At 64.5% G+C, this 16,962-nt stretch carries 19 protein-coding genes; 11 read left to right on the top strand and 8 right to left on the bottom strand.

Going from position 1 to position 16,962, the window contains the following annotated elements:
* The first annotated feature begins 319 nt into the window (after positions 1 to 319).
* Positions 320 to 1,423 (top strand): LLM class flavin-dependent oxidoreductase, encoded by a 1,104-nt coding sequence (locus LVJ94_13920; GenBank protein ID WXB08329.1) that lies wholly within the window; start codon positions 320 to 322, stop codon positions 1,421 to 1,423.
* Between the two features lie 16 nt (positions 1,424 to 1,439).
* Here the strand turns inward: LVJ94_13920 and LVJ94_13915 are convergent, their stop codons facing one another.
* Positions 1,440 to 2,177, bottom strand: coding sequence for an SDR family oxidoreductase (locus LVJ94_13915; protein WXB08328.1), 738 nt, complete (start codon positions 2,175 to 2,177; stop codon positions 1,440 to 1,442).
* The gene (locus tag LVJ94_13910; protein ID WXB08327.1) at positions 2,174 to 3,358 is read right to left on the bottom strand and encodes a hypothetical protein; all 1,185 of its coding nucleotides are present in this window, start codon (positions 3,356 to 3,358) and stop codon (positions 2,174 to 2,176) included. Before LVJ94_13910 ends, LVJ94_13915 begins: the two co-directional genes overlap by 4 nt.
* Positions 3,359 to 3,400: 42 nt before the next feature.
* On the opposite strand from LVJ94_13910, the gene LVJ94_13905 reads away from it, so the two are divergent.
* The 3 genes from LVJ94_13905 to LVJ94_13895 are packed head-to-tail and all read left to right on the top strand — an operon-like array spanning position 3,401 to position 6,589.
* Positions 3,401 to 4,573, top strand: coding sequence for an ROK family protein (locus LVJ94_13905; GenBank protein WXB08326.1), 1,173 nt, complete (start codon positions 3,401 to 3,403; stop codon positions 4,571 to 4,573).
* A gap of 55 nt (positions 4,574 to 4,628) precedes the next feature.
* Positions 4,629 to 5,540 (top strand): phosphatase PAP2 family protein, encoded by a 912-nt coding sequence (locus tag LVJ94_13900; GenBank protein WXB08325.1) that lies wholly within the window; start codon positions 4,629 to 4,631, stop codon positions 5,538 to 5,540.
* Positions 5,541 to 5,590: 50 nt separating this feature from the next.
* Entirely contained in the window at positions 5,591 to 6,589 is a 999-nt protein-coding gene (locus LVJ94_13895; GenBank protein WXB08324.1) for a SurA N-terminal domain-containing protein, read from the top strand.
* A 19-nt stretch (positions 6,590 to 6,608) separates the two neighbouring features.
* On the opposite strand, the gene LVJ94_13890 is transcribed toward LVJ94_13895, so the two are convergent.
* Both LVJ94_13890 and LVJ94_13885 read right to left on the bottom strand, forming a co-directional pair.
* A complete protein-coding gene (locus LVJ94_13890) occupies positions 6,609 to 7,223 on the bottom strand; it encodes a hypothetical protein (protein ID WXB08323.1) in 615 nt (204 codons plus the stop codon).
* Positions 7,224 to 7,234: 11 nt separating this feature from the next.
* Positions 7,235 to 7,864, bottom strand: coding sequence for a TetR/AcrR family transcriptional regulator (locus LVJ94_13885; protein ID WXB08322.1), 630 nt, complete (start codon positions 7,862 to 7,864; stop codon positions 7,235 to 7,237).
* A 105-nt stretch (positions 7,865 to 7,969) separates the two neighbouring features.
* On the opposite strand from LVJ94_13885, the gene LVJ94_13880 reads away from it, so the two are divergent.
* The 6 genes from LVJ94_13880 to LVJ94_13855 all read left to right on the top strand — a co-directional run bounded on the left by LVJ94_13880 (position 7,970) and on the right by LVJ94_13855 (position 13,579).
* Positions 7,970 to 8,902 carry an alpha/beta hydrolase gene (locus tag LVJ94_13880; GenBank protein ID WXB08321.1) on the top strand — a complete coding sequence of 311 codons (933 nt, stop codon included), beginning with the start codon at positions 7,970 to 7,972 and terminating at the stop codon, positions 8,900 to 8,902.
* Positions 8,903 to 9,002: 100 nt separating this feature from the next.
* A complete protein-coding gene (locus LVJ94_13875; GenBank protein ID WXB08320.1) occupies positions 9,003 to 9,800 on the top strand; it encodes a hypothetical protein in 798 nt (265 codons plus the stop codon).
* 23 nt (positions 9,801 to 9,823) lie between these two features.
* Positions 9,824 to 11,623 carry an aromatic amino acid lyase gene (locus LVJ94_13870; protein WXB08319.1) on the top strand — a complete coding sequence of 600 codons (1,800 nt, stop codon included), beginning with the start codon at positions 9,824 to 9,826 and terminating at the stop codon, positions 11,621 to 11,623.
* A 20-nt stretch (positions 11,624 to 11,643) separates the two neighbouring features.
* Entirely contained in the window at positions 11,644 to 12,360 is a 717-nt protein-coding gene (locus LVJ94_13865; protein WXB08318.1) for a hypothetical protein, read from the top strand.
* A 354-nt stretch (positions 12,361 to 12,714) separates the two neighbouring features.
* The gene (locus LVJ94_13860; GenBank protein ID WXB08317.1) at positions 12,715 to 13,233 is read left to right on the top strand and encodes an SRPBCC family protein; all 519 of its coding nucleotides are present in this window, start codon (positions 12,715 to 12,717) and stop codon (positions 13,231 to 13,233) included.
* Positions 13,217 to 13,579: a metalloregulator ArsR/SmtB family transcription factor gene (locus LVJ94_13855; GenBank protein ID WXB08316.1), complete on the top strand. Its 363-nt coding sequence runs from the start codon at positions 13,217 to 13,219 to the stop codon at positions 13,577 to 13,579. The genes LVJ94_13860 and LVJ94_13855 overlap by 17 nt, the downstream gene beginning before the upstream one ends.
* A 3-nt stretch (positions 13,580 to 13,582) precedes the next feature.
* Here the strand turns inward: LVJ94_13855 and LVJ94_13850 are convergent, their stop codons facing one another.
* Entirely contained in the window at positions 13,583 to 13,930 is a 348-nt protein-coding gene (locus LVJ94_13850) for an STAS domain-containing protein (GenBank protein WXB08315.1), read from the bottom strand.
* Between the two features lie 4 nt (positions 13,931 to 13,934).
* On the bottom strand, positions 13,935 to 14,345 hold the full coding sequence (locus tag LVJ94_13845; protein WXB08314.1) for an ATP-binding protein: 411 nt from the start codon (positions 14,343 to 14,345) through the stop codon (positions 13,935 to 13,937).
* 169 nt (positions 14,346 to 14,514) lie between these two features.
* Between LVJ94_13845 and LVJ94_13840 the strand changes: the two genes are divergently transcribed.
* Positions 14,515 to 14,694 (top strand): hypothetical protein, encoded by a 180-nt coding sequence (locus tag LVJ94_13840; GenBank protein ID WXB08313.1) that lies wholly within the window; start codon positions 14,515 to 14,517, stop codon positions 14,692 to 14,694.
* Here LVJ94_13840 and LVJ94_13835 read toward each other — a convergent pair.
* Positions 14,691 to 15,677 (bottom strand): hypothetical protein, encoded by a 987-nt coding sequence (locus tag LVJ94_13835; protein ID WXB08312.1) that lies wholly within the window; start codon positions 15,675 to 15,677, stop codon positions 14,691 to 14,693. The two genes, LVJ94_13840 and LVJ94_13835, sit on opposite strands and share 4 nt — an antisense overlap.
* Positions 15,652 to 16,932, bottom strand: coding sequence for an MFS transporter (locus tag LVJ94_13830; GenBank protein WXB08311.1), 1,281 nt, complete (start codon positions 16,930 to 16,932; stop codon positions 15,652 to 15,654). Before LVJ94_13830 ends, LVJ94_13835 begins: the two co-directional genes overlap by 26 nt.
* Positions 16,933 to 16,962 lie beyond the last annotated feature (30 nt).

Genomic DNA, 16,962 nt, shown 5'->3' with positions numbered 1-16,962 from the left:
TTTTCTCGGAATGCAGGAGAAAACTCACGCGGGTGATGGGTCACACGCGCGCCGACGACACCACGGCCATCGATGACGCGATTGTAAGAATTACGTCTATCGAGCCGCAGTGGTCGCGAATTTACTCTTCTCTAGATCTATATCGCCGAGACGGCAACGCTCCGGAAAATCTTTTGCGCTGGACAAGATTTTGTTCATGGGAAATGACAGTACCCACTAGCTAGCGATATTTAAATCACGATGCACCGCATTCGATTGCGTACTTATTTCTATGTTTGATTTGGATCCGTGACCGGAATGCGCTCAAGAGGAGAATGGCATGCACGTTGGAACGGGAGTCATCTTTCAATCCGAGCTCGAAGGTCGTACCGACCGTGACGTTTATCAAAACGAACTTCGCCTCGCCGACTTGGCCGAGCCGCTGGGTTTCGAGTCCCTCTGGGGCGTGGAACATCATTTCACCGGCCACGCCGTATGCCCCGACGTCCTGCAGTACCTGACGTACATGGCGGGGCGCACGCGAAGGATCCGCCTCGGGTCCATGGTGGTGGTGTTGCCTTGGCATCATCCCATGCGCGTGGCCGAACAGGTGGCCATGCTCGATACCATGAGCAACGGCAGGTTCATCTTCGGCATGGGGCGCGGCCTCGGACGCATCGAGTTCGAGGGGCTCGGGGTCCGACAAGAGGAGAGCCGTGGAAGCTTCAATGAGGCTGCAGAAATGATCCTCACGGGGCTCGAGCGCGGTTACTGCGAGTTCGATGGCAAGTTCATCAAGCAAGCAAAGCGCGACATCCGCCCGCGTCCCTTCAAGACATTTCGCGGACGCACCTACGCAGCCGCGGTATCGCCCGAGTCGGCACGCATCTTGGCCAAGCTAGGCATCGGAATGGTCATCATGCCCCAGAAGCCTTGGGACACGGTCGCCATCGAGCTCGAGGAGTACCGGCGCGTCTTCCGCGAGGTGAACGCGGCCGAAGCACCGCCGCCACTCGTCGTCGGCTGGGTGGTTTGCGACGACGACGTCGAGCGGGCCAAGACGCATGCCCGCGAGTACATCGGCGGCTATTGGCGCTCGCTGGTTCAGCACTACGAGCTCGTCGGAGATCACCTGTCGAAGATCAAGGGCTACGAGAGCTACGACAAACTGCAGGGCATGATGAGCGCCCCGCGCGGCATCGACTCGATGAGTGAATTCTTCGTCGGGCTGAACCCCTGGGGCACGCCGGACCAGTGTTACGAAAAGATCATCGATATCCAGACGCGCACCGGCGCCGAAGGCTTCATGGGCGTCTTCAGCATCGCCGGCATGCCCTACGACGCGGCCGAGAGGAGTCTGCGTCTCTTTGCCGCGAAGGTCATGCCGCGTCTGAAGCAGCGAATCCCCCTCGCCCAGCAGCGCATCGCGCGGCCAACGCCCTGACGCCAGCCATGGCGGGTCAGGTCACGGTGCGGCCGCCGTTGACGGCGAAGCGTTGGCCGGTGATGAAATCGGCTTTGTCGGACGCGAGGAACGCCACCATGTCGGCGATGTCCTCGGGCTTGCCGAAGTGGCGCAACGGCGTCCGCTCCAGATAGTCGTCACGGCTTCCTTGCGACGCGTCCACGTGACGCTCCACGGGAATCCAACCGGGGGCCACCAGGTTCACGGTAATGCCCTCGGGCCCCAATTCTCTTGCCCACGACCGCGTCATCGAAAGCATGGCGCCTTTGGCGGAGGCATAATTGCCGAAGTAGGGATTCCCCAATTCGGCCACCTCGGAGCCAATGTTGATGATGCGCCCCGATTTGCGCGCACGCCAATCGGGGAGTACGACCTGCAACAACTCGAGCGGCGCCTTGACGAAGAACTCCAATTGGTCGAGGTACGTCCGCCACGATTGCTCCAGGATGGGCATTTCCGGCTGCGGCCCGGTGGCGTTGTTGACGATCAAGTCCACCGGCCCCAATTGGCGCGCAATGGCCTCGAGGCCGGGGCGGAGCGCGGCGGAGTCGATCACGCTGAAGCGAGCCGCGAAGGCTCGGCCGCCGTGCGCTTCGATCCGGGAGACGACCTGGTTCGCCCCGGCGCTGTCGTTCGCGTAATTCACGGCGACGGCCCAGCCGTCCTTCGCCAGCGTCGTCGCCATGACCGCGCCCAAACCGCGCGATGCGCCCGTCACCAATGCCACCTTCATGAGCAAACTCCTCGGTTCAACGCGGGGGATTTCACCTCGCGAACGATGCATCGAATCAAGAATGCCACGAGAATCAGCGGCGTGAGAAGCATCCCGGCGCGAAGGTCCACCGCGTCGGCAATCATCCCCAAGCAAAGCGGCGCGAGGCCGATCGCACAGCCCGACGCAAGCGCGCCACGGGCCGCGGCCCGATGGGGATGGTCCGGCCAAGAGGCCATGACCGCGCCCAAGGTGAGCGGATAAAGCAACGCCACGCCGAGCCCCGTGGCGAAGAGCCCGAGCACGGTCGCTGCGGTATGATCGATTTGCCAGAAAATCGCATATCCGACCGTCGCCATGGCCGCCGAGCCGGCGAGAACGTGGCCCGGCCGCGGCACGCGTCGCAGCACCAACGTGCTGGCAATTCGCCCGGTGGCCATGCCCGATACGAAGAGCGCGACCATCGACGTGGCCGTGCCCGATGCGAGCTGGCGCCCGACCTGCAAGAAGTCCGCAGCCCAGAAGAGCACGGAGAACTCGACGGAGACGACGAGCACGACGTCGAGCCAGAGAAGGAAAAAGCCCGAGGGCGCCCGAGGGGCCTCGCGCGGTCTTCGCGTTTCTGGCGCCTCGCGCGTGTGCGCCGCGGGCATCGCTCGCACGACGAGGGGCAGCGCCGCCACCAGCGGGGGTGCGACGAAGGCCATGTGCCAACCTTTCCCCGCCGACAAGGACGCGCCCAGAACCAGCGGAGCGAGCACCGACGACGCGCTGGCCATGCCCGTGGCTTCGGCGATGGCCAGCGGCGCGAGATCGCCATGGTCCTCACGAAAACGCGCCGGTGCGAAGTTGACCATGATGGCCAGCCCCAGGCCGAACAGCAGCGCCCCCACGCCGCCGGCCAGGCGGCCGAAGCCCGACGCCAGGAGCAGCGCTCCGCCGATTTGCGCTCCGATGGCACTCCGCATGGCCTGCGCACCGAGCGCGCGCAACAAACCATCGCCGCACAAGCCCACGAGCACCAAGCCCAGGGCAAAGGCCGACGGGTAAAGCGCCACCTCGGCCCGCCCCAGGCCGAGGTCCTGACGCAGCTCCGGCAGGATCATGCCGAAGCCCGAGAGCAGGTACCCGAGAACGCCGTGCGCCGCGTAAATCCGCCGCGTGGACTCGCCACGGGAAAGCGCGCCCTCGATTTTACTCATAGCCCGAGTATAATAGCGCACCCCTCGAGGACAAGCCACACCGTGACCACGGACAATCACCACGCCACCGCCTTGCGCCGTCAGGGGGAGCTTGCCGTGTTGCGCTACGTGCACGCGAACCCCGGCTCAACCCGCGCGCAAATGGCCAAAGCCCTCGCCCTGGGCACGGGCTCGGCCACCGAGATCACGACACGTCTGCGCGCCAGGAAATGGATCGACGAGATCGAGGGCCCGAAGACGGGTCACCGTGGCCGCCCCTCACCGACGTTGGTCCCGCACCCCAAAGGGCCGTTGGTGTGCGCCGTGGAGATCGGCCACGAACGCTGGCGCATGGCCATCGTCGAATTGGGGGCGGGCATCGTCGAGGAGCGCTCCGGACGCCACGGCGCGACGGATGCGGATTCCGTGCTCGCCGTCCTGCGAAAGCAGATCGCGGGGGCGAGCCGCGAATGCGTGCCGCGGCTGCGGGCCATTTCGGTCGCCGTCTCGGGCACCGTGCAACGCGGCCGCGTCGTGCAATCCACCTTGGGCTGGAGTAACGTCGGAATCGAGGCGTTGCGCATTCGCCCCGGCATCACCTTGCTCTTGGGAAATGACGCCTCGCTCGCCGGCGTTGCGGAAGCCCGGCGCGGCGCCGGTCGCGGCGTGGGCGTGTTGTTGCATTTGACCATCGAGGTCGGCGTGGGCGGGGTTCTCGTCGTCGACGGCAGCCCTGCGCTGGGCTCGAGCGGCGCCGCGGGCGAGTTTGGGCACATGCCCTTTGGCGATCGCACCCTTCGCTGTCCGTGCGGCGCCCGTGGCTGCTGGGATCTCGAGGTCGACGGCCGCGCCATGGCCCGCCATCTCGGGCAGCCTCCCCCGCGCGATCCCCGCAGCGCCGCCGAACGGATCGTGCGCGATGCCCTGGGCGGCAACCCACGAGCCCGCAAGGCGGTGGCCTCGGTCACCGCCGCCTTCGGGCACGGCACCGCCGCGCTGGTCAACGCATTGGATCCCGACCGAATCACCCTTTCGGGGCTCGCGCGCGAACTCGCCACCGCCGCACCCGAGGCCCTCGACCGCGCCTACCGCGATGGACTCATGAGCTTTCGCCGCGAGGCTCCTCCGCCCTTCACGCTCTCCGCGCTGGGCACGGACGGCGTATTGCTCGGCGCCGCCGAGGTGGCCTTCGACGAGGTGCTCTCCGACGTGCGGCTTGCGGGAGAGCTTCGATGAGATCCGAACGCACGTAAGGCGCGTGCATCGCGTATCTTCGCCCCGGGAGGACTTCATGGCGAAGAAGCTGGCTGCGACGTCTCGAATTTTTGCTTGCACATGCGCCGTAGTCTCGTTGTTCGAACAGGACGCGGCCGCGCAGACGTTGCCCCCATCGACGGCCCCGCTCTCCGAGAAGCCTCCCGCGGCCCCGAAATTCGCCGTCCAGCCCGTCACTGACGGGGCCATCGTCGCCGTCAACGCGGGTTTCGCCGGCCTGCTCGATCTGGTCATGGGAACCGGGGAGATACGCCCGCAACAGATCAGCCCCACGTTCCAGACGAACAGTCTCCTGAAGATCGACCGCGGAGCGGTCACACAAACCATCGATCCGAATGCGGCCACGTACTCCAACATCGGCCTGGCCGCCTTGATCGGCTTCGCGCTCATCGACCCCATCGTGAGCGGCTTTCGCGAGAAGAGCGCCCACACGGTGTTGGTGGACGAAATCCTCTACGCCGAATCCGTCACCCTCACCATCGGCGTCACCAATCTCGCCAAGATTGCCGTCCGCCGCCCGCGCCCCATTGCGTACAAAGACTTGGACGAGCATCGGGACGATCCCAATTACTCGAACGCGAACACGGACAGCTCGCTCTCGTTTTTCTCGGGTCACGCGTCCGTCTCGGCGGCGATCACCGCGACGGCCACGTACCTCGCGTTCGTGCGCTCGCCGGGCTCTCTCCGTCCATGGATCACCCTGTTCGCGGGCTCGGCACTCACGACCTTCGTCGCGTTCGAGCGCGTTCGCGCCGGCGCACACTTTCCGACGGACGTGATCGCGGGCACGATGGCCGGCGCCGGCATCGGCGTCCTCGTCCCGCACTTTCACCGCGTGGATGCGTCCGCCCCGCGCACCTACTGGGTGGGCGCGGCCCCCGCCCCGAACGGCACCGGTGGCACGCTCTCACTGAGTGGCATTTTCTGAAACGGATTGCGCCGACCGGGAATGAATCCGCCCTAGGGCCTGTCCAGGGGATGGCTTCCTTCGGCGGGTTTCCCTTGCACATCAAGCAGACAACTCGGTTCATGGCGCTCGTGGCCATTTCAATCGTGGCCCACGTGAGTTACGCCACCATCGTGGAACGCATCGTGGCCGTCGTGGGCGAACGTGCGATTCTCCTGAGCGAACTCCGAAAAAGGGCCAAACCGCTCTTGATGCAGATTTACAAGAGCCCGACGAACCCGGCGACCCGCGCGGCGCAAGAGACGCAGGTATACCGAGAGCTTCTCGATCGCATGATCGACGATATGCTCTCGGAACAGGCCGCCACGCGGAGCAACCTCGCGGTGTCCAGCACGGAGATCGACCGCGCCATCCGGGCGGTGGCCGAAGGCCAAAAGCTATCCCCTGCGGCTCTTCTGAAAGCCGCCGAACGCGAAGGATTCAGCGAGGCCGATTACCGCGAGGAGCTGCGGCGTCAGGTGCTGCATGGGAAGTTGGTTCAATTGCGCATCCTCCAGCGCGTGCGCGTCGGTGAAACCGATATGCGCGCCGCATATGCGCGATGGCGCAAAAAAATGGAAGAAGGCCGTCCAGTCGATCTGCGGATCATCGCACTTCGACTCGACATGACGACCACCGAAGCGCAGCGGCGTGAGCGTGAACGCCTCGCCGCCGACATTTCACGGCGTGCGCGCGCCGGGGAAGACTTTTGCCAACTGGTGACCCGTCATTCGGACGACGTGTCCACCAAGAGCACCTGTGGCTCGAGCGGACCGCACCCGTTTTCCGATCTTCTCCCGGTGCTGCAGGACACGGTCAACTCGCTGAACGAGGGCGAAACGTCCCTCCCCGTCTTCGAGGGCGCGGACGCTATCCTGGTCGTGCAATTGGCCAAAACGCCGCCGATACCGGATTACGACTCCGTCAAACCACTCATGCGCGACGAGGCCATGAGGGACATCGTCGACCGCCAATGGAAAACCTGGCTCCAGGAGCAACGCCGCAACGTCTACATCGATGTACGGTTGTAGCTCTTTGCTTTTGCGGCGGCTACTCACTTCCGCGATAGGGAACTCGTTCGATATCGCGCATTTTGAACGCGGCCATGACGTACCGGACCCGCGCTCGAAGGATGTGGGCAGTCCCCAGCGGGTCGTGGTCGTCGTCGGCGACGCGACCGATGATCTGAATGGGCCATCGAGGCCCCACGAATTGGATGCCAAAGGCGCTCCCGTGCATCCGCCCCCTTACCCTCCGAGTCTTTATTTCGTAGGTCCAAATATCGCGACAATCGGACAGTTTCATCGTTCTCGTCCAACGCCCCCAGAGCACGCGAATCTCCTCGGGGGTGACGATCAAAGTGTGTGCACGTGCCAGCAGTCCGAGCTTGAAGCTCAAGAAGGGGAGAACAATCCACGCCGGAACGGACATGGACCGCACCGTATCGCGCCACGTTGCGCCGGGAGAAACCCGATCGACATACGCTAGTATGGCAGTGTTGAGGAGCGTGATGGCGAACAGGATGAGAAAGCACCAGCCTGCGGTGGCCCAAATCGGTGCGTCGATCACGATGCGCAACTCGGAGGGTGTCGATACTTCGTGGATACCCGGTATGCCAACGAGCGGGAGCGAGCCAGGTGCGGTCTTTTCGTTCGTGCTGCCCACCGAATTCACTCCTATTTTTCCAAACCGCGTACGGTGCAGCCAAACGTGCGCTCGGCAAACGTAGCCAATTGGTCTTTTCGCACGCGAATGCGCCGCATGACAATCGAGCTCGCGAGCCCGTGCATCGCGGACCATAGCGTGATCGCGCATTCGGACACGTCGGCCTCGTGCAGGAGGCCACGGGCCATGCCTGCGCGCAATTCGCTTCTCAAGAGATTCATGCCCACGTCGATGGGCACCTCCAATGCGGGAAAGCGGCCCTCCTCGTTGAGCCGCGGCCCGGTCATGACGCGGTAGCGCCCCGGCTCGCGGTACGCAAATTCGATGTACGTCCGGCCCAGCGCCAGGAGCCGCGCGTGCACCTGCTCCTCGGGGAGCTCGGCCAACACCGTGTTCCACGTTCGGGCGATGCGCTCGTAGCCCTCTTGAGCGAGCTCCGCCAAGACAGTGGCCTTGTCCGCAAAGTGCCGGTAGGCCGCGCGGTGATCGACCCCCACCCGGCGAGCGGCCTCACGCACGCTGAACGACTCCGGCCCGCTTTCGACCACCATGGTAAGCGCGGCCTCGAGCAGCGCACGGCGCAGGTCGCCATGATGGTACTCCCCCGGTTCTTTGCGCTTTGGAGCGCTCAATCGAGCCACGACCTCTACGGATAGCAGCTCCTCCCGTCCAGTGGGAGCCCTTGACGGCCGCCCGAAGCGCCCCCACCTTGGCCAATGTCACCACTGGGGACATTGATGATGACCATGCAAAGCATCCCATTCGAAAAGCGCTCCACTCCTCTTCCGCGCCATGCACGCGCGGGCGGCGGCGAGCCGTGGGCGATGGCCACGCGCGAAACCGAAATGCTCCAGGCCGAAGACGGCTACGAGCTCGGCACGAGCTGGTACTACCCGGAACGGCTCGCCCGCGGCGCCGTCCTGCTCGCGCCCGCAATGGCCGTGCCCCAACTCTATTACGACGCCTTCGCGCGCTGGCTTGCCGATCGCGGGTTCCTCGCCGTGACCTTCGACTACCGAGGTATCGGCGGCTCGCTCCACGGCAAGCTGCGCGACGTCGGCGGCGACTTATTCACATGGGCCCGCGACACGGGCACGGTGCTGTCGGTGCTGCGGCAACGCGCAAAAGGCCTCCCTATCACCTGGATCGGGCACAGCCTCGGCGGGCAACTCGTCCCCTTCGTGCCCGGCCACGAGCATGCGCAGCGCATCGTGACCATTGCAACGGGCACCGGTTACTGGCGTCACAATGCACGGCCCACGCGCCTGCGTGCCGGCCTCCTTTGGCACGCCATCGTGCCGCCGCTTCTTGCCGCGTACGGATATTTCCCTGGCAAACGATTCAACATGGTGGGCGACCTACCCCATGGTGTCATGAAGCAATGGCGCAGTTGGTGTATGCACCCCGAGTACCTCGTCGGCATCGAGGGCGACGCAGCACGACAACGCTTTGCATCGGTCACGGTGCCGTTGACGTCCATTTCCTTCACCGACGACGAAATGATGTCCAGCCGAAATACGGAGATCTTGCACGCTTTCTACACGGGCACCCGCCGCGAGATGGTACGGCTCACCCCGGGCGACGTGGGTCTGCCGCGCATCGGCCACTTCGGCTTCTTCCGGCGCAACATGAAAGACGCGCTCTGGAACCGGCTCATCGCACCGTTGCTTCCATCGTAAGCGCGACGCCTGGGCTGACCTTTCGCGCCATCGCACTCGCCCCCTCCGCGTCCCGTGGATATGCTGCCCGGGGCGAAACACCGATTCTGCGGAGCGAGCGATGGCGCAATCACATCTCGTCGCGGGCGTATTGGGCGTACTCCTCACCGTCGCATCGTACGAGATCCATCGCGCATGGACTCGAACGGGCGCGGCCAAGCCCTCGGCCTCGGGCCAGAGCAACACCTGCGCCGTCAGCGAAGACGCCTACCAGCGGGTGGCCGACTCCCTCGCGCGCTGCCAAGAGCGTTTGGCCGCGCACGAGTCCCCGTTCTCGCCCGGCATGGGCCCTTCCACCGAGATCACCGCCGCCACGGCCGCGGCACCGCCACCGTACGCGGGGGATCGATTCGACCCAAGCCCCGACGAGTGGAAAACACTGGCCGATGAGGGGCGCGTCAAATTGAGCCGCCCCTGCGCCATGACGGACGATTGGATGCCCGCACCGGAAGAATTGCATTCCGTGGGCCTCGGCCCCAGCGATGCCACGGCCGTCGCCGACGCGTACAAAGCGGCCGCCGCACGCGCATGGGAGGCGACGCGAACGCAATGCGCCGAATGGCTCGGGGTCGAGACGACGGTCGCCGAGCGCATCGGTGCATCGACGTGCGAATCGCTGCTCGACATGGCCGCGCAAAAAGACATGAGCGTCTTTCGACGGGTCGCCGAAACCCGCGCCGGGCGGCGCAAGGAGGGCACGTTGCCACCGGTCGAACGCTACTACCTCGCCAAGACGAAGGAGCTCGAGGACTTCGAAAGCGATCTCGCCAAACGGGTCGGTGCCGACGCTACCCGCAAGATCACCGAGTCGTCCACCTTCTGCATGTACCGCGAACTTTGGCCGGAGCTTCCACAGTAGTATCCAGAAACAACGGGGGAACCATGAAACCATCGATCTTCGCGCTCGCGCTGGGTCTGATCTTCGCCGTCGCCTGCACGCCGCCGCAGGTACCGAGCTCGCCCAACGGTGCATCCGCAACGCCGCCGTCGCCGGAGGTGAGAACGGCTTCCCATGCGGCGCCGCTCAAATCGGCACTATCGAGGCCCGAGCCGCGTGATTTTCCGTACCGCGACGCCACACCGGTGCGTTTGGGAATGGGGCACGTCACCATCGAACAGATCGTGCACATTGCCCGCGGGGGCGCGCCCGTTCGCGCGGAAGCTGCCCTGATGGACCGACTCGATCGCGCGCACCGATTGCTGCTGGCCGCCGCCCGGCACGATATCCCCGTCTATGGGTTGAACCGCGGGGTCGGCGAAAACAAAGATAAGACCATCTTTCAAGGGGATGCGCTCTCGGCCGAGACGAAGCAGGCTTCCGAGCGATTCAACGCGGCCTTGCTGCGCGCTCACTCGGCGGGTTTGGGCGACAACCTGCCCGAATCCACGGTTCGTGCCCTGATGGCCATTCGACTGAATACGATCCTGGCGGGCCACACTGGCTGTCAGCGAAGTGTCGCGCAGATGTACATCGAATTCCTGAATCGCCACATCCACCCCTTGGTTCCCTCGATTGGCTCCGTGGGAGAGGCCGATATTACGGTATTGCCCCACATCGGCCTGGCCATGATGGGCGAAGGCGAGGTCCTTCACCGTGGAGAGCGCATGCCCGCATCGCGGGCGCTGACCATGGAGGGCCTCTCGCCGCTCAAGCCGTACGCAAAGGATGCGCTGGCCATCACCAGCTCGAATGCGCATTCGGCGTCGCTCGCGCTGATGGCCTTGCACGATGCCGAACAGCTTCTCGATTCGGCCGAAGCGATTTACGCGCTGAGCCTCGAGGGATTGAACGGCAATGTCGCACCGATGCTGCCCATCGCGCAGGATCTGCAAGGCTATCCCGAGCAGAGCGCCGCGGCGGGGCGAATCCGACGCTACCTCGACGGCAGCTACCTCTGGCAGCCCGATCCGGCGCGCCCCCTTCAGGATCCCCTCAGCTTTCGCGATATGAGTCATTTGCACGGCGCCGCCCGCGCCGCGATCGAAGTCGCTCGCCGGTCGCTCACACTGCAGATCAATCAATCGGACGACAATCCCGCCGTGATCCTCGACGTCACACCGCCCGCCGAGGCTCCGCCCGCCCAGCGTGCCGCGTACGTGGTGGAAGGAGACGTGCGCGGGGCCGTGGTGCCCACGGCGAACTTCGAGCCGGTGGCTTGGGCCCTGCCGCTGCAAGCGGTGAACGTCGCCTTCGCGCATGTTTCCCGTGCGAGCTGCTACCGCACCCTCAAGTTGTCGATGAACCATTTCACCGGCCTCACGCGGTTTCTGGCACCGGATGACACGGCCATCGCGTTCGGCGCGATTCAAAAGCCGTGCGGCGCGCTCGACGCAGACATTCGAACGTTGGCCAATCCGGTTTCGCTCGATTTCCTTCCCGTGGCGGGCGACATCGAAGACCAAGGGACCAACGCACCGCTCATTGCGCATCGCTTGCGCCGCATCGGCGAACGCCTGGCCGGCGTTTTCGGGCTCGAGCTTCTTCACGCCGCGCAGGCTGTGGATCTGCGCCTGAGAAAGAATCCTTCCCTGCCCCTCGGCCGTTCCACGCGAAGGCTTCACTCGGCGTTTCGCACACAGGTCGCATTCCTCGACAAGGATCGCGCGCTCACGCCCGACATCCGCGCCTCACTCGAATTCGTCGCCGGCGGCCACGTTCTTCGCGCGCTCGAGCGCGATTGACGCATGCTAGAACGAGACGAGTGAGCGCCAAGGCCTTCGCCCGCGAGCAGGTGCATCAACTCGAAGCATCCGGCTGGAACGAATGCGCATCCATTCGAGACGGCCTGAAGCGGGTTCATTTGCCGGCGCCCACCCCGGCCTATTTGGCCAAGGCGTTCACGCCGGAGCATTGGGCCCGCGCCCACCGCGCGACACTGGCCATGAACGAGCGGTTTCGCGGGGCGCGATTTCTCGATGAAGCCAACATTGGCGTGGTCCTGGTGCCCGATCCCAAAAAGCTCGATACGCGCGGCGCCGTCGACGCGGCGATTCGACGCGATCAAGTCGAAGACGCCAAGGACTTCGTCGACCCTCGACTGCCCGCCGGCCCATTGCGCATCGCCTCCGGGCGCGATTGGACCCTGGTCGTCACCATCGCGGGCGCAGCCGGCATTGCGCTCGGCAGCTACGACGCCATTCGCGCGCGCCCCGCCGCCGACTTCACCGTGGATGGGGTGGACACCCGCACCCTGATGATCCGTCAAGTCTGGGGTGCCCGCGTCCTTCAGATGGGGAGCGAACCGCCCGACAGCAACGCGCGCGCGACATGGACTTTCACGCTCTTTCCGGGGGAAAAACCCGTCGATGGCGACGTGGCCTCCGGCACCGTGCTGCACGGGCGCGTCCGATTCCGCCTCGGACGCGCCGATCGCGGCATCTCCAGCGCACGCGTCTGCCCGGCTGTCGTCGTGGTGTGATGCTCTTTTGCGCAACCCCTGGCCATCCGCGGCCGATGTCTCGAATGTGCGTACGTCCCCCTGGTTGCTCGCCGTCGCCGCTCTCGCAGCAGGAGGGTGCGCCCAAGTCCCGACGGAACCGCCGCGAACCGCCCCCATCGTGGTCGTGGTGTACCTCACCAATCCGGAACCGCCGAGCCCCGCCGCCGGTCTCGTGTCCTGCGAGCCCACCGCACCGGCCCGCCCTGCCCGGCTCAAAAAGCGACTTCCTGGCTCAGGCATTTGAGGTAGCCATCAGGTCCTGAGGCTGACCTGCAAACAAGGGGTTGCACATCGAGGCGTGCGAAGTTAGATACTGCAACCAGGAGGTTGCACATGTCTTCGTTCGACCGAATCGAGAAAAAAGTCACGTTGCGCGCGCCGCTGTCCCGGGTTTGGCGGGCGATTTCCAATGCGGAGGAGTTCGGCCGTTGGTTCGGTGTCCAGCTCGATGGGGCCTTTGCGGTGGGCAAAAGCCTCCGCGGTAAATTCGATGCAGGCCTCAAGGAAGAGGCCATTCTCGCGTATCAAAAGAAACTCGGGCTGCCACCGTCGAAGGTAAAAATGCCCGACGAGGACATGGTCTTCTGCACCGTGGAACGCATCGAACCCGAGCACTACTTCAGCTTTCGCTGGATCCCCTACGGCATCGATGCCGAGATCGATCCAAAAGGCGAACCCACGACGCTCGTCGAGTTCCGGCTCGAAAAGGTGGCCGAAGGCACGTCGCTCACCATCGTGGAATCGGGCTTCGAGCGGGTGCCCGCGCATCGACGCGAACGTGCCTTCCGGATGAACGACGGCGGCTGGGCCGGGCAAGCGGAGAACATCAAGAAATATGTCGAGAGCACGTGAAGGTGCCGTCGCCGAGGTGTTCTTCGCCCTCGGCGACGAAACCCGCATCTCCCTGGTGCGCAAGCTCTGCGCCGACGGCGCGTCGTCCGCTACGGTGCTTTCCAATGGCCAAAAGGTAACCCGCCAAGCCATCGTGAAGCACTTGCAGGTACTCGAAGGCGCCGGCCTGGTCACGCACGAGAAGCGCGGCCGCGAGGTCCTTTACCTCATCGAAACGCGGCGCCTCGACGAGGCGCGCGTATTCCTGGATAGCGTCTCCGCGGCCTGGGATCGCGCGATCGACCGTTTGCGCTTCATGGTCGAAGAAGAAGAGACGCCTCCGCCGAGAAAACCGCGCTCGCAGTGACCGTCAGTTGAAGCTGCGGACGGCCTCGTCCTCGCTGTCGTACGCATCGAAGACGTTGATGAGCCCCGTGATCGTCAAAAGATCACGAATCTTCATGGGCAGGTTCATCAGCTTCAATTTGCCCCCTTGATTGGTGGTCGTGGTGTACGAATGCACCAATTCTCCGACCCCGGAACTGTCCATGAAAGACACGTCTCCGAGGTTCAAGAGGATGTTCTTCTTTCCCGCCTGTAGCAGGTGCCGCACCGTCTCACGCAATTGAACCTCGCCCTCACCAATCATGATTTTGCCGGCCAGATCCGCAATCGTGACATCGTTCACGTTTCGTTCTCGCACGTTCAGTTGAGCCATCGACTCATCCCCCTTTCGACATCCGCACGATCGTGCCACCACATGGATGCGTCGCGTATTCGACTTCATCCATATATGCCCGCATCAAGAAGACTCCGCGGCTGGATGGTTCCAGCAACCTATCGGGGGCGCGAGGGTCTGGCAAGGCCGCCGGTACGAATCCGATTCCGTGATCGCGAATCGTCACTTCGATATTTTTCGTGCCAATAACGAACTTCAGCTCGACGGGTTCGTTTGCACGGCTGCGATTCCCATGTTGAACCGCATTGACGATGGCTTCCCAAATAGCGAGCTGGATTCGTCCAGCTTCGACGTCGTCGAATCCACTCCGAGCCACGGCATCTTCTATGACGGGCGAGACGGCATCGAGCGACTCGAGCGTACTCGGGATGGATAGTTCGATGATTTCCCCCATGAGTCGTCCGAGTTTAGCAGCGTTGTCGTGGTCGTTCGTCCAGTCGCAACGAATTCACGAAACACGACGCGCGCTCGAGCCGAATAACGGAACGAGAGAGAAGCCCAACGTGGAAACGAGTACGCGACCCTCGCAAGTTGATAATCGGACATCACCCGAGCAGATCGCCATGCCGTTCGCCCGCGTGAAAGACGTCATTGCGGGACTATCCGTCGCGCTCGCCATGGTCGCCGTCGTCTGTTCCATCGAAGCGAAGTGCGACGAGTACGCGGCCCTCGAATGGAGTTTCGCGACCGAAGTACGAACCATCACGTTGGAGTGGTACGTCATCTTCCTTCTCTTCACTTAGAGCAGCATCGCGTCGTCGGCGTCGGGGACATGCGCGAGCTCGCGACGCACTTCCGAAAACCAGCGAAACGGACCACCTTCGAGGGGCCACGCGCGCGTGATGATTCGAAGGTACGGGCGGTCGTCGTGGATGCCTATGAGCAGTCGATTGGCCTGGTCGACCGATAGCTCGCGCCGCCCGGGACGGCGAGCTCCCACGTGCTGCTCGACTGCGTTCACCACAGCGGCCACCCGTTTGGGATCGGGTGCAACCGGACATTCGGTGAGAGGCAGAAGTGCGAGGCACGCTGGCAGGCCGTTTTCGAGCAGCGACGCCAGCAAGCGGTCATGCCCGTCCAAAATGACATAACGCTGCAAGCCGCTCATCCACATCACGAGCACCGGTGGCAGCACACCGTCGCGTGCGCTCTTGCGGTACGCTTTCACCCGACTGCTCGCCGGGTCCGACAAGGGACGAAGGGGCAGCGGCGCCAGTTCGAGCTGCCAGTCCGCAAAATCGTGGGGCAGAACCTCGTTCACACTCTCGAGGAAGTTGAACGGCGGCACGGCAACTCGGCCGCCGGCCGGCCCCCAGCTACCGTCGTCCCGCCAGGATTCCGCGCGCGCCAGCAGCATGGTCCCGTCCTGGAGCGGACTGCACGGACTTTGCGCCAACTCGTGGGCAAACGAGCGTGCCCACGCTTTGTACCAATCGTCCGAGCGGGGCACGGCGGCCTTCGAGCGGGCGTCGTCGAATCGAAGGGGTGGAAGGACACCCATGCCCCTGTGCGGGGGCGACGCACGAAGGTACGTATATCCCCAGTCCCCCCGTACGACGCGAGCCCACAGCAGGGAGGTCTCACCGCATGCGAGGCGCATCAACCGCGGGCCGCCAGCCTCCATCCGAAACGCGGGGCGGCGCGGGCATTCGGCCTTGGACGTCGCCACCTGCAACCCGACCCAAGCGTCGTTGCGCCGCTCATCGAGGAGATCCGTCCAGTGCATGGCCCGACGATGCCTCGGGATCGCGTACGCCGCAACGAAACAAGAACAGCGCGGACGCCATCGTGAGGAGTAGCGCGGCAAGATAAGGCGCGCTCGGGCCACAATGCGCATAAAGCTGGGTGGCGGCCAGAGGCATGGCGACGGCGGTCAATTCCTGCAAAGCGTGGTTGCCGCCTTGAATCTGCCCTTGGGCATCGGAACCTGCGGCGCGCGATAGAAACGCGGTCAACGTTGCGGTGAAGAGTCCCTCGCCGCAGGCCAAGGCCACGACGGCGGCGAGGAAGAATGCGCCGCTCGCAACGCTCAAGGCGCTCGATGCGCTCGTGGTTCGAGCGACGGCGACGAACCCACCGAAGCCCAGCATGGTGAGGCCCAGCCCGAGGGCGAGCACCCGCGTTGGACCGAGCACGCGCTCGAGAAATCCGAGCAGCAGACCTTGCACCAGGATATCGGCCAACCCCACGCAGATCAGCACGAAGCTCACCTTGTCGGCGCCCCACCCCAGGCCATCTTTGGCCAAAAGGGGAAAGGTCATGACGCAGGCGAAAGCAGCCATGAAAAGCACCCGCACGATCAAGAAGGGCCGAACATGGCGCCACGCAAAGAGCGTCGCGAGCTGGCCGAATGGATTCCACGTGGGCATCGAGCGCTTGCGGCGCTCTTTGGGTAGGCTCTCGGGCAGAAAGAAGAAGCCCAAGAGGGCATTGAGCGCCGTCGCGGCGGCTGCGCAGAAGAAGGGGGCTTTCAAGCCACCGAACCGCACGGCCAACCCGCCGAGTGCGGGCCCTACGATGAAACCTGCGCCGGCCACGGCCCCCATGCGCCCGAATGCGCGCCCGCGCTCTTCCTCCGAGGTGCGATCGCCGACGTACGCCAACAGCGCCGACGTGTTCCCCGCCGTGAGCCCGTCGACGATGCGGCTCGCGAACAGGAGCGGCAGCGCCCAGGCAAATCCGAAAAGGGCATACCCGACGGCGGATCCGACGATGCTCACCAAGAGCACGGGCCTGCGCCCCACGGCATCGCTCAACGCACCGAGCACCGGTGCCGCGAGGAAGGCGCAGAGCGCGTACGACGTCTCCAGCCACCCCACGATGCTGGCAACCCGAGCGGGCCCGAGTGCATAATGCGCTGCGAGAAAAGGCAATACGGGAATCGCCAGCCCCATGCCCGCCGCGTTCAGGAATGCCGTCGAATGGAGAACGAACCAGGTGGTCGCGCTTTGGGCGCGCGATGGCGAAGGAGCCTCGGTCATGCTGCGCGAAACCGTAGGTCGCGGCACGTA

The sequence above is a fragment of the Sorangiineae bacterium MSr11367 genome (assembly GCA_037157805.1).
Classification (GTDB): Bacteria; Myxococcota_A; Polyangia; order Polyangiales; family Polyangiaceae; genus Pendulispora; species Pendulispora rubella.
Note: the sequence above shows the minus strand (reverse complement) of the source record. Positions and strands in the feature narration are given on the sequence as shown.

Bases quoted from the DNA above. Each gene is read 5' to 3' on its own strand.
- LVJ94_13915 (WXB08328.1), bottom strand. From the start codon at position 2,177: ATGAAGGTGGCATTGGTGACGGGCGCATCGCGCGGTTTGGGCGCGGTC.
- LVJ94_13860 (WXB08317.1), top strand. From the start codon at position 12,715: ATGTCTTCGTTCGACCGAATCGAGAAAAAAGTCACGTTGCGCGCGCCG.
- LVJ94_13920 (WXB08329.1), top strand. From the start codon at position 320: ATGCACGTTGGAACGGGAGTCATCTTTCAATCCGAGCTCGAAGGTCGT.
- LVJ94_13910 (WXB08327.1), bottom strand. From the start codon at position 3,358: ATGAGTAAAATCGAGGGCGCGCTTTCCCGTGGCGAGTCCACGCGGCGG.
- LVJ94_13830 (WXB08311.1), bottom strand. From the start codon at position 16,932: ATGACCGAGGCTCCTTCGCCATCGCGCGCCCAAAGCGCGACCACCTGG.
- LVJ94_13835 (WXB08312.1), bottom strand. From the start codon at position 15,677: ATGCACTGGACGGATCTCCTCGATGAGCGGCGCAACGACGCTTGGGTC.
- LVJ94_13855 (WXB08316.1), top strand. From the start codon at position 13,217: ATGTCGAGAGCACGTGAAGGTGCCGTCGCCGAGGTGTTCTTCGCCCTC.
- LVJ94_13870 (WXB08319.1), top strand. From the start codon at position 9,824: ATGAAACCATCGATCTTCGCGCTCGCGCTGGGTCTGATCTTCGCCGTC.
- LVJ94_13845 (WXB08314.1), bottom strand. From the start codon at position 14,345: ATGGGGGAAATCATCGAACTATCCATCCCGAGTACGCTCGAGTCGCTC.
- LVJ94_13840 (WXB08313.1), top strand. From the start codon at position 14,515: ATGCCGTTCGCCCGCGTGAAAGACGTCATTGCGGGACTATCCGTCGCG.
- LVJ94_13850 (WXB08315.1), bottom strand. From the start codon at position 13,930: ATGGCTCAACTGAACGTGCGAGAACGAAACGTGAACGATGTCACGATT.
- LVJ94_13880 (WXB08321.1), top strand. From the start codon at position 7,970: ATGCAAAGCATCCCATTCGAAAAGCGCTCCACTCCTCTTCCGCGCCAT.
- LVJ94_13900 (WXB08325.1), top strand. From the start codon at position 4,629: ATGGCGAAGAAGCTGGCTGCGACGTCTCGAATTTTTGCTTGCACATGC.
- LVJ94_13895 (WXB08324.1), top strand. From the start codon at position 5,591: ATGGCTTCCTTCGGCGGGTTTCCCTTGCACATCAAGCAGACAACTCGG.
- LVJ94_13875 (WXB08320.1), top strand. From the start codon at position 9,003: ATGGCGCAATCACATCTCGTCGCGGGCGTATTGGGCGTACTCCTCACC.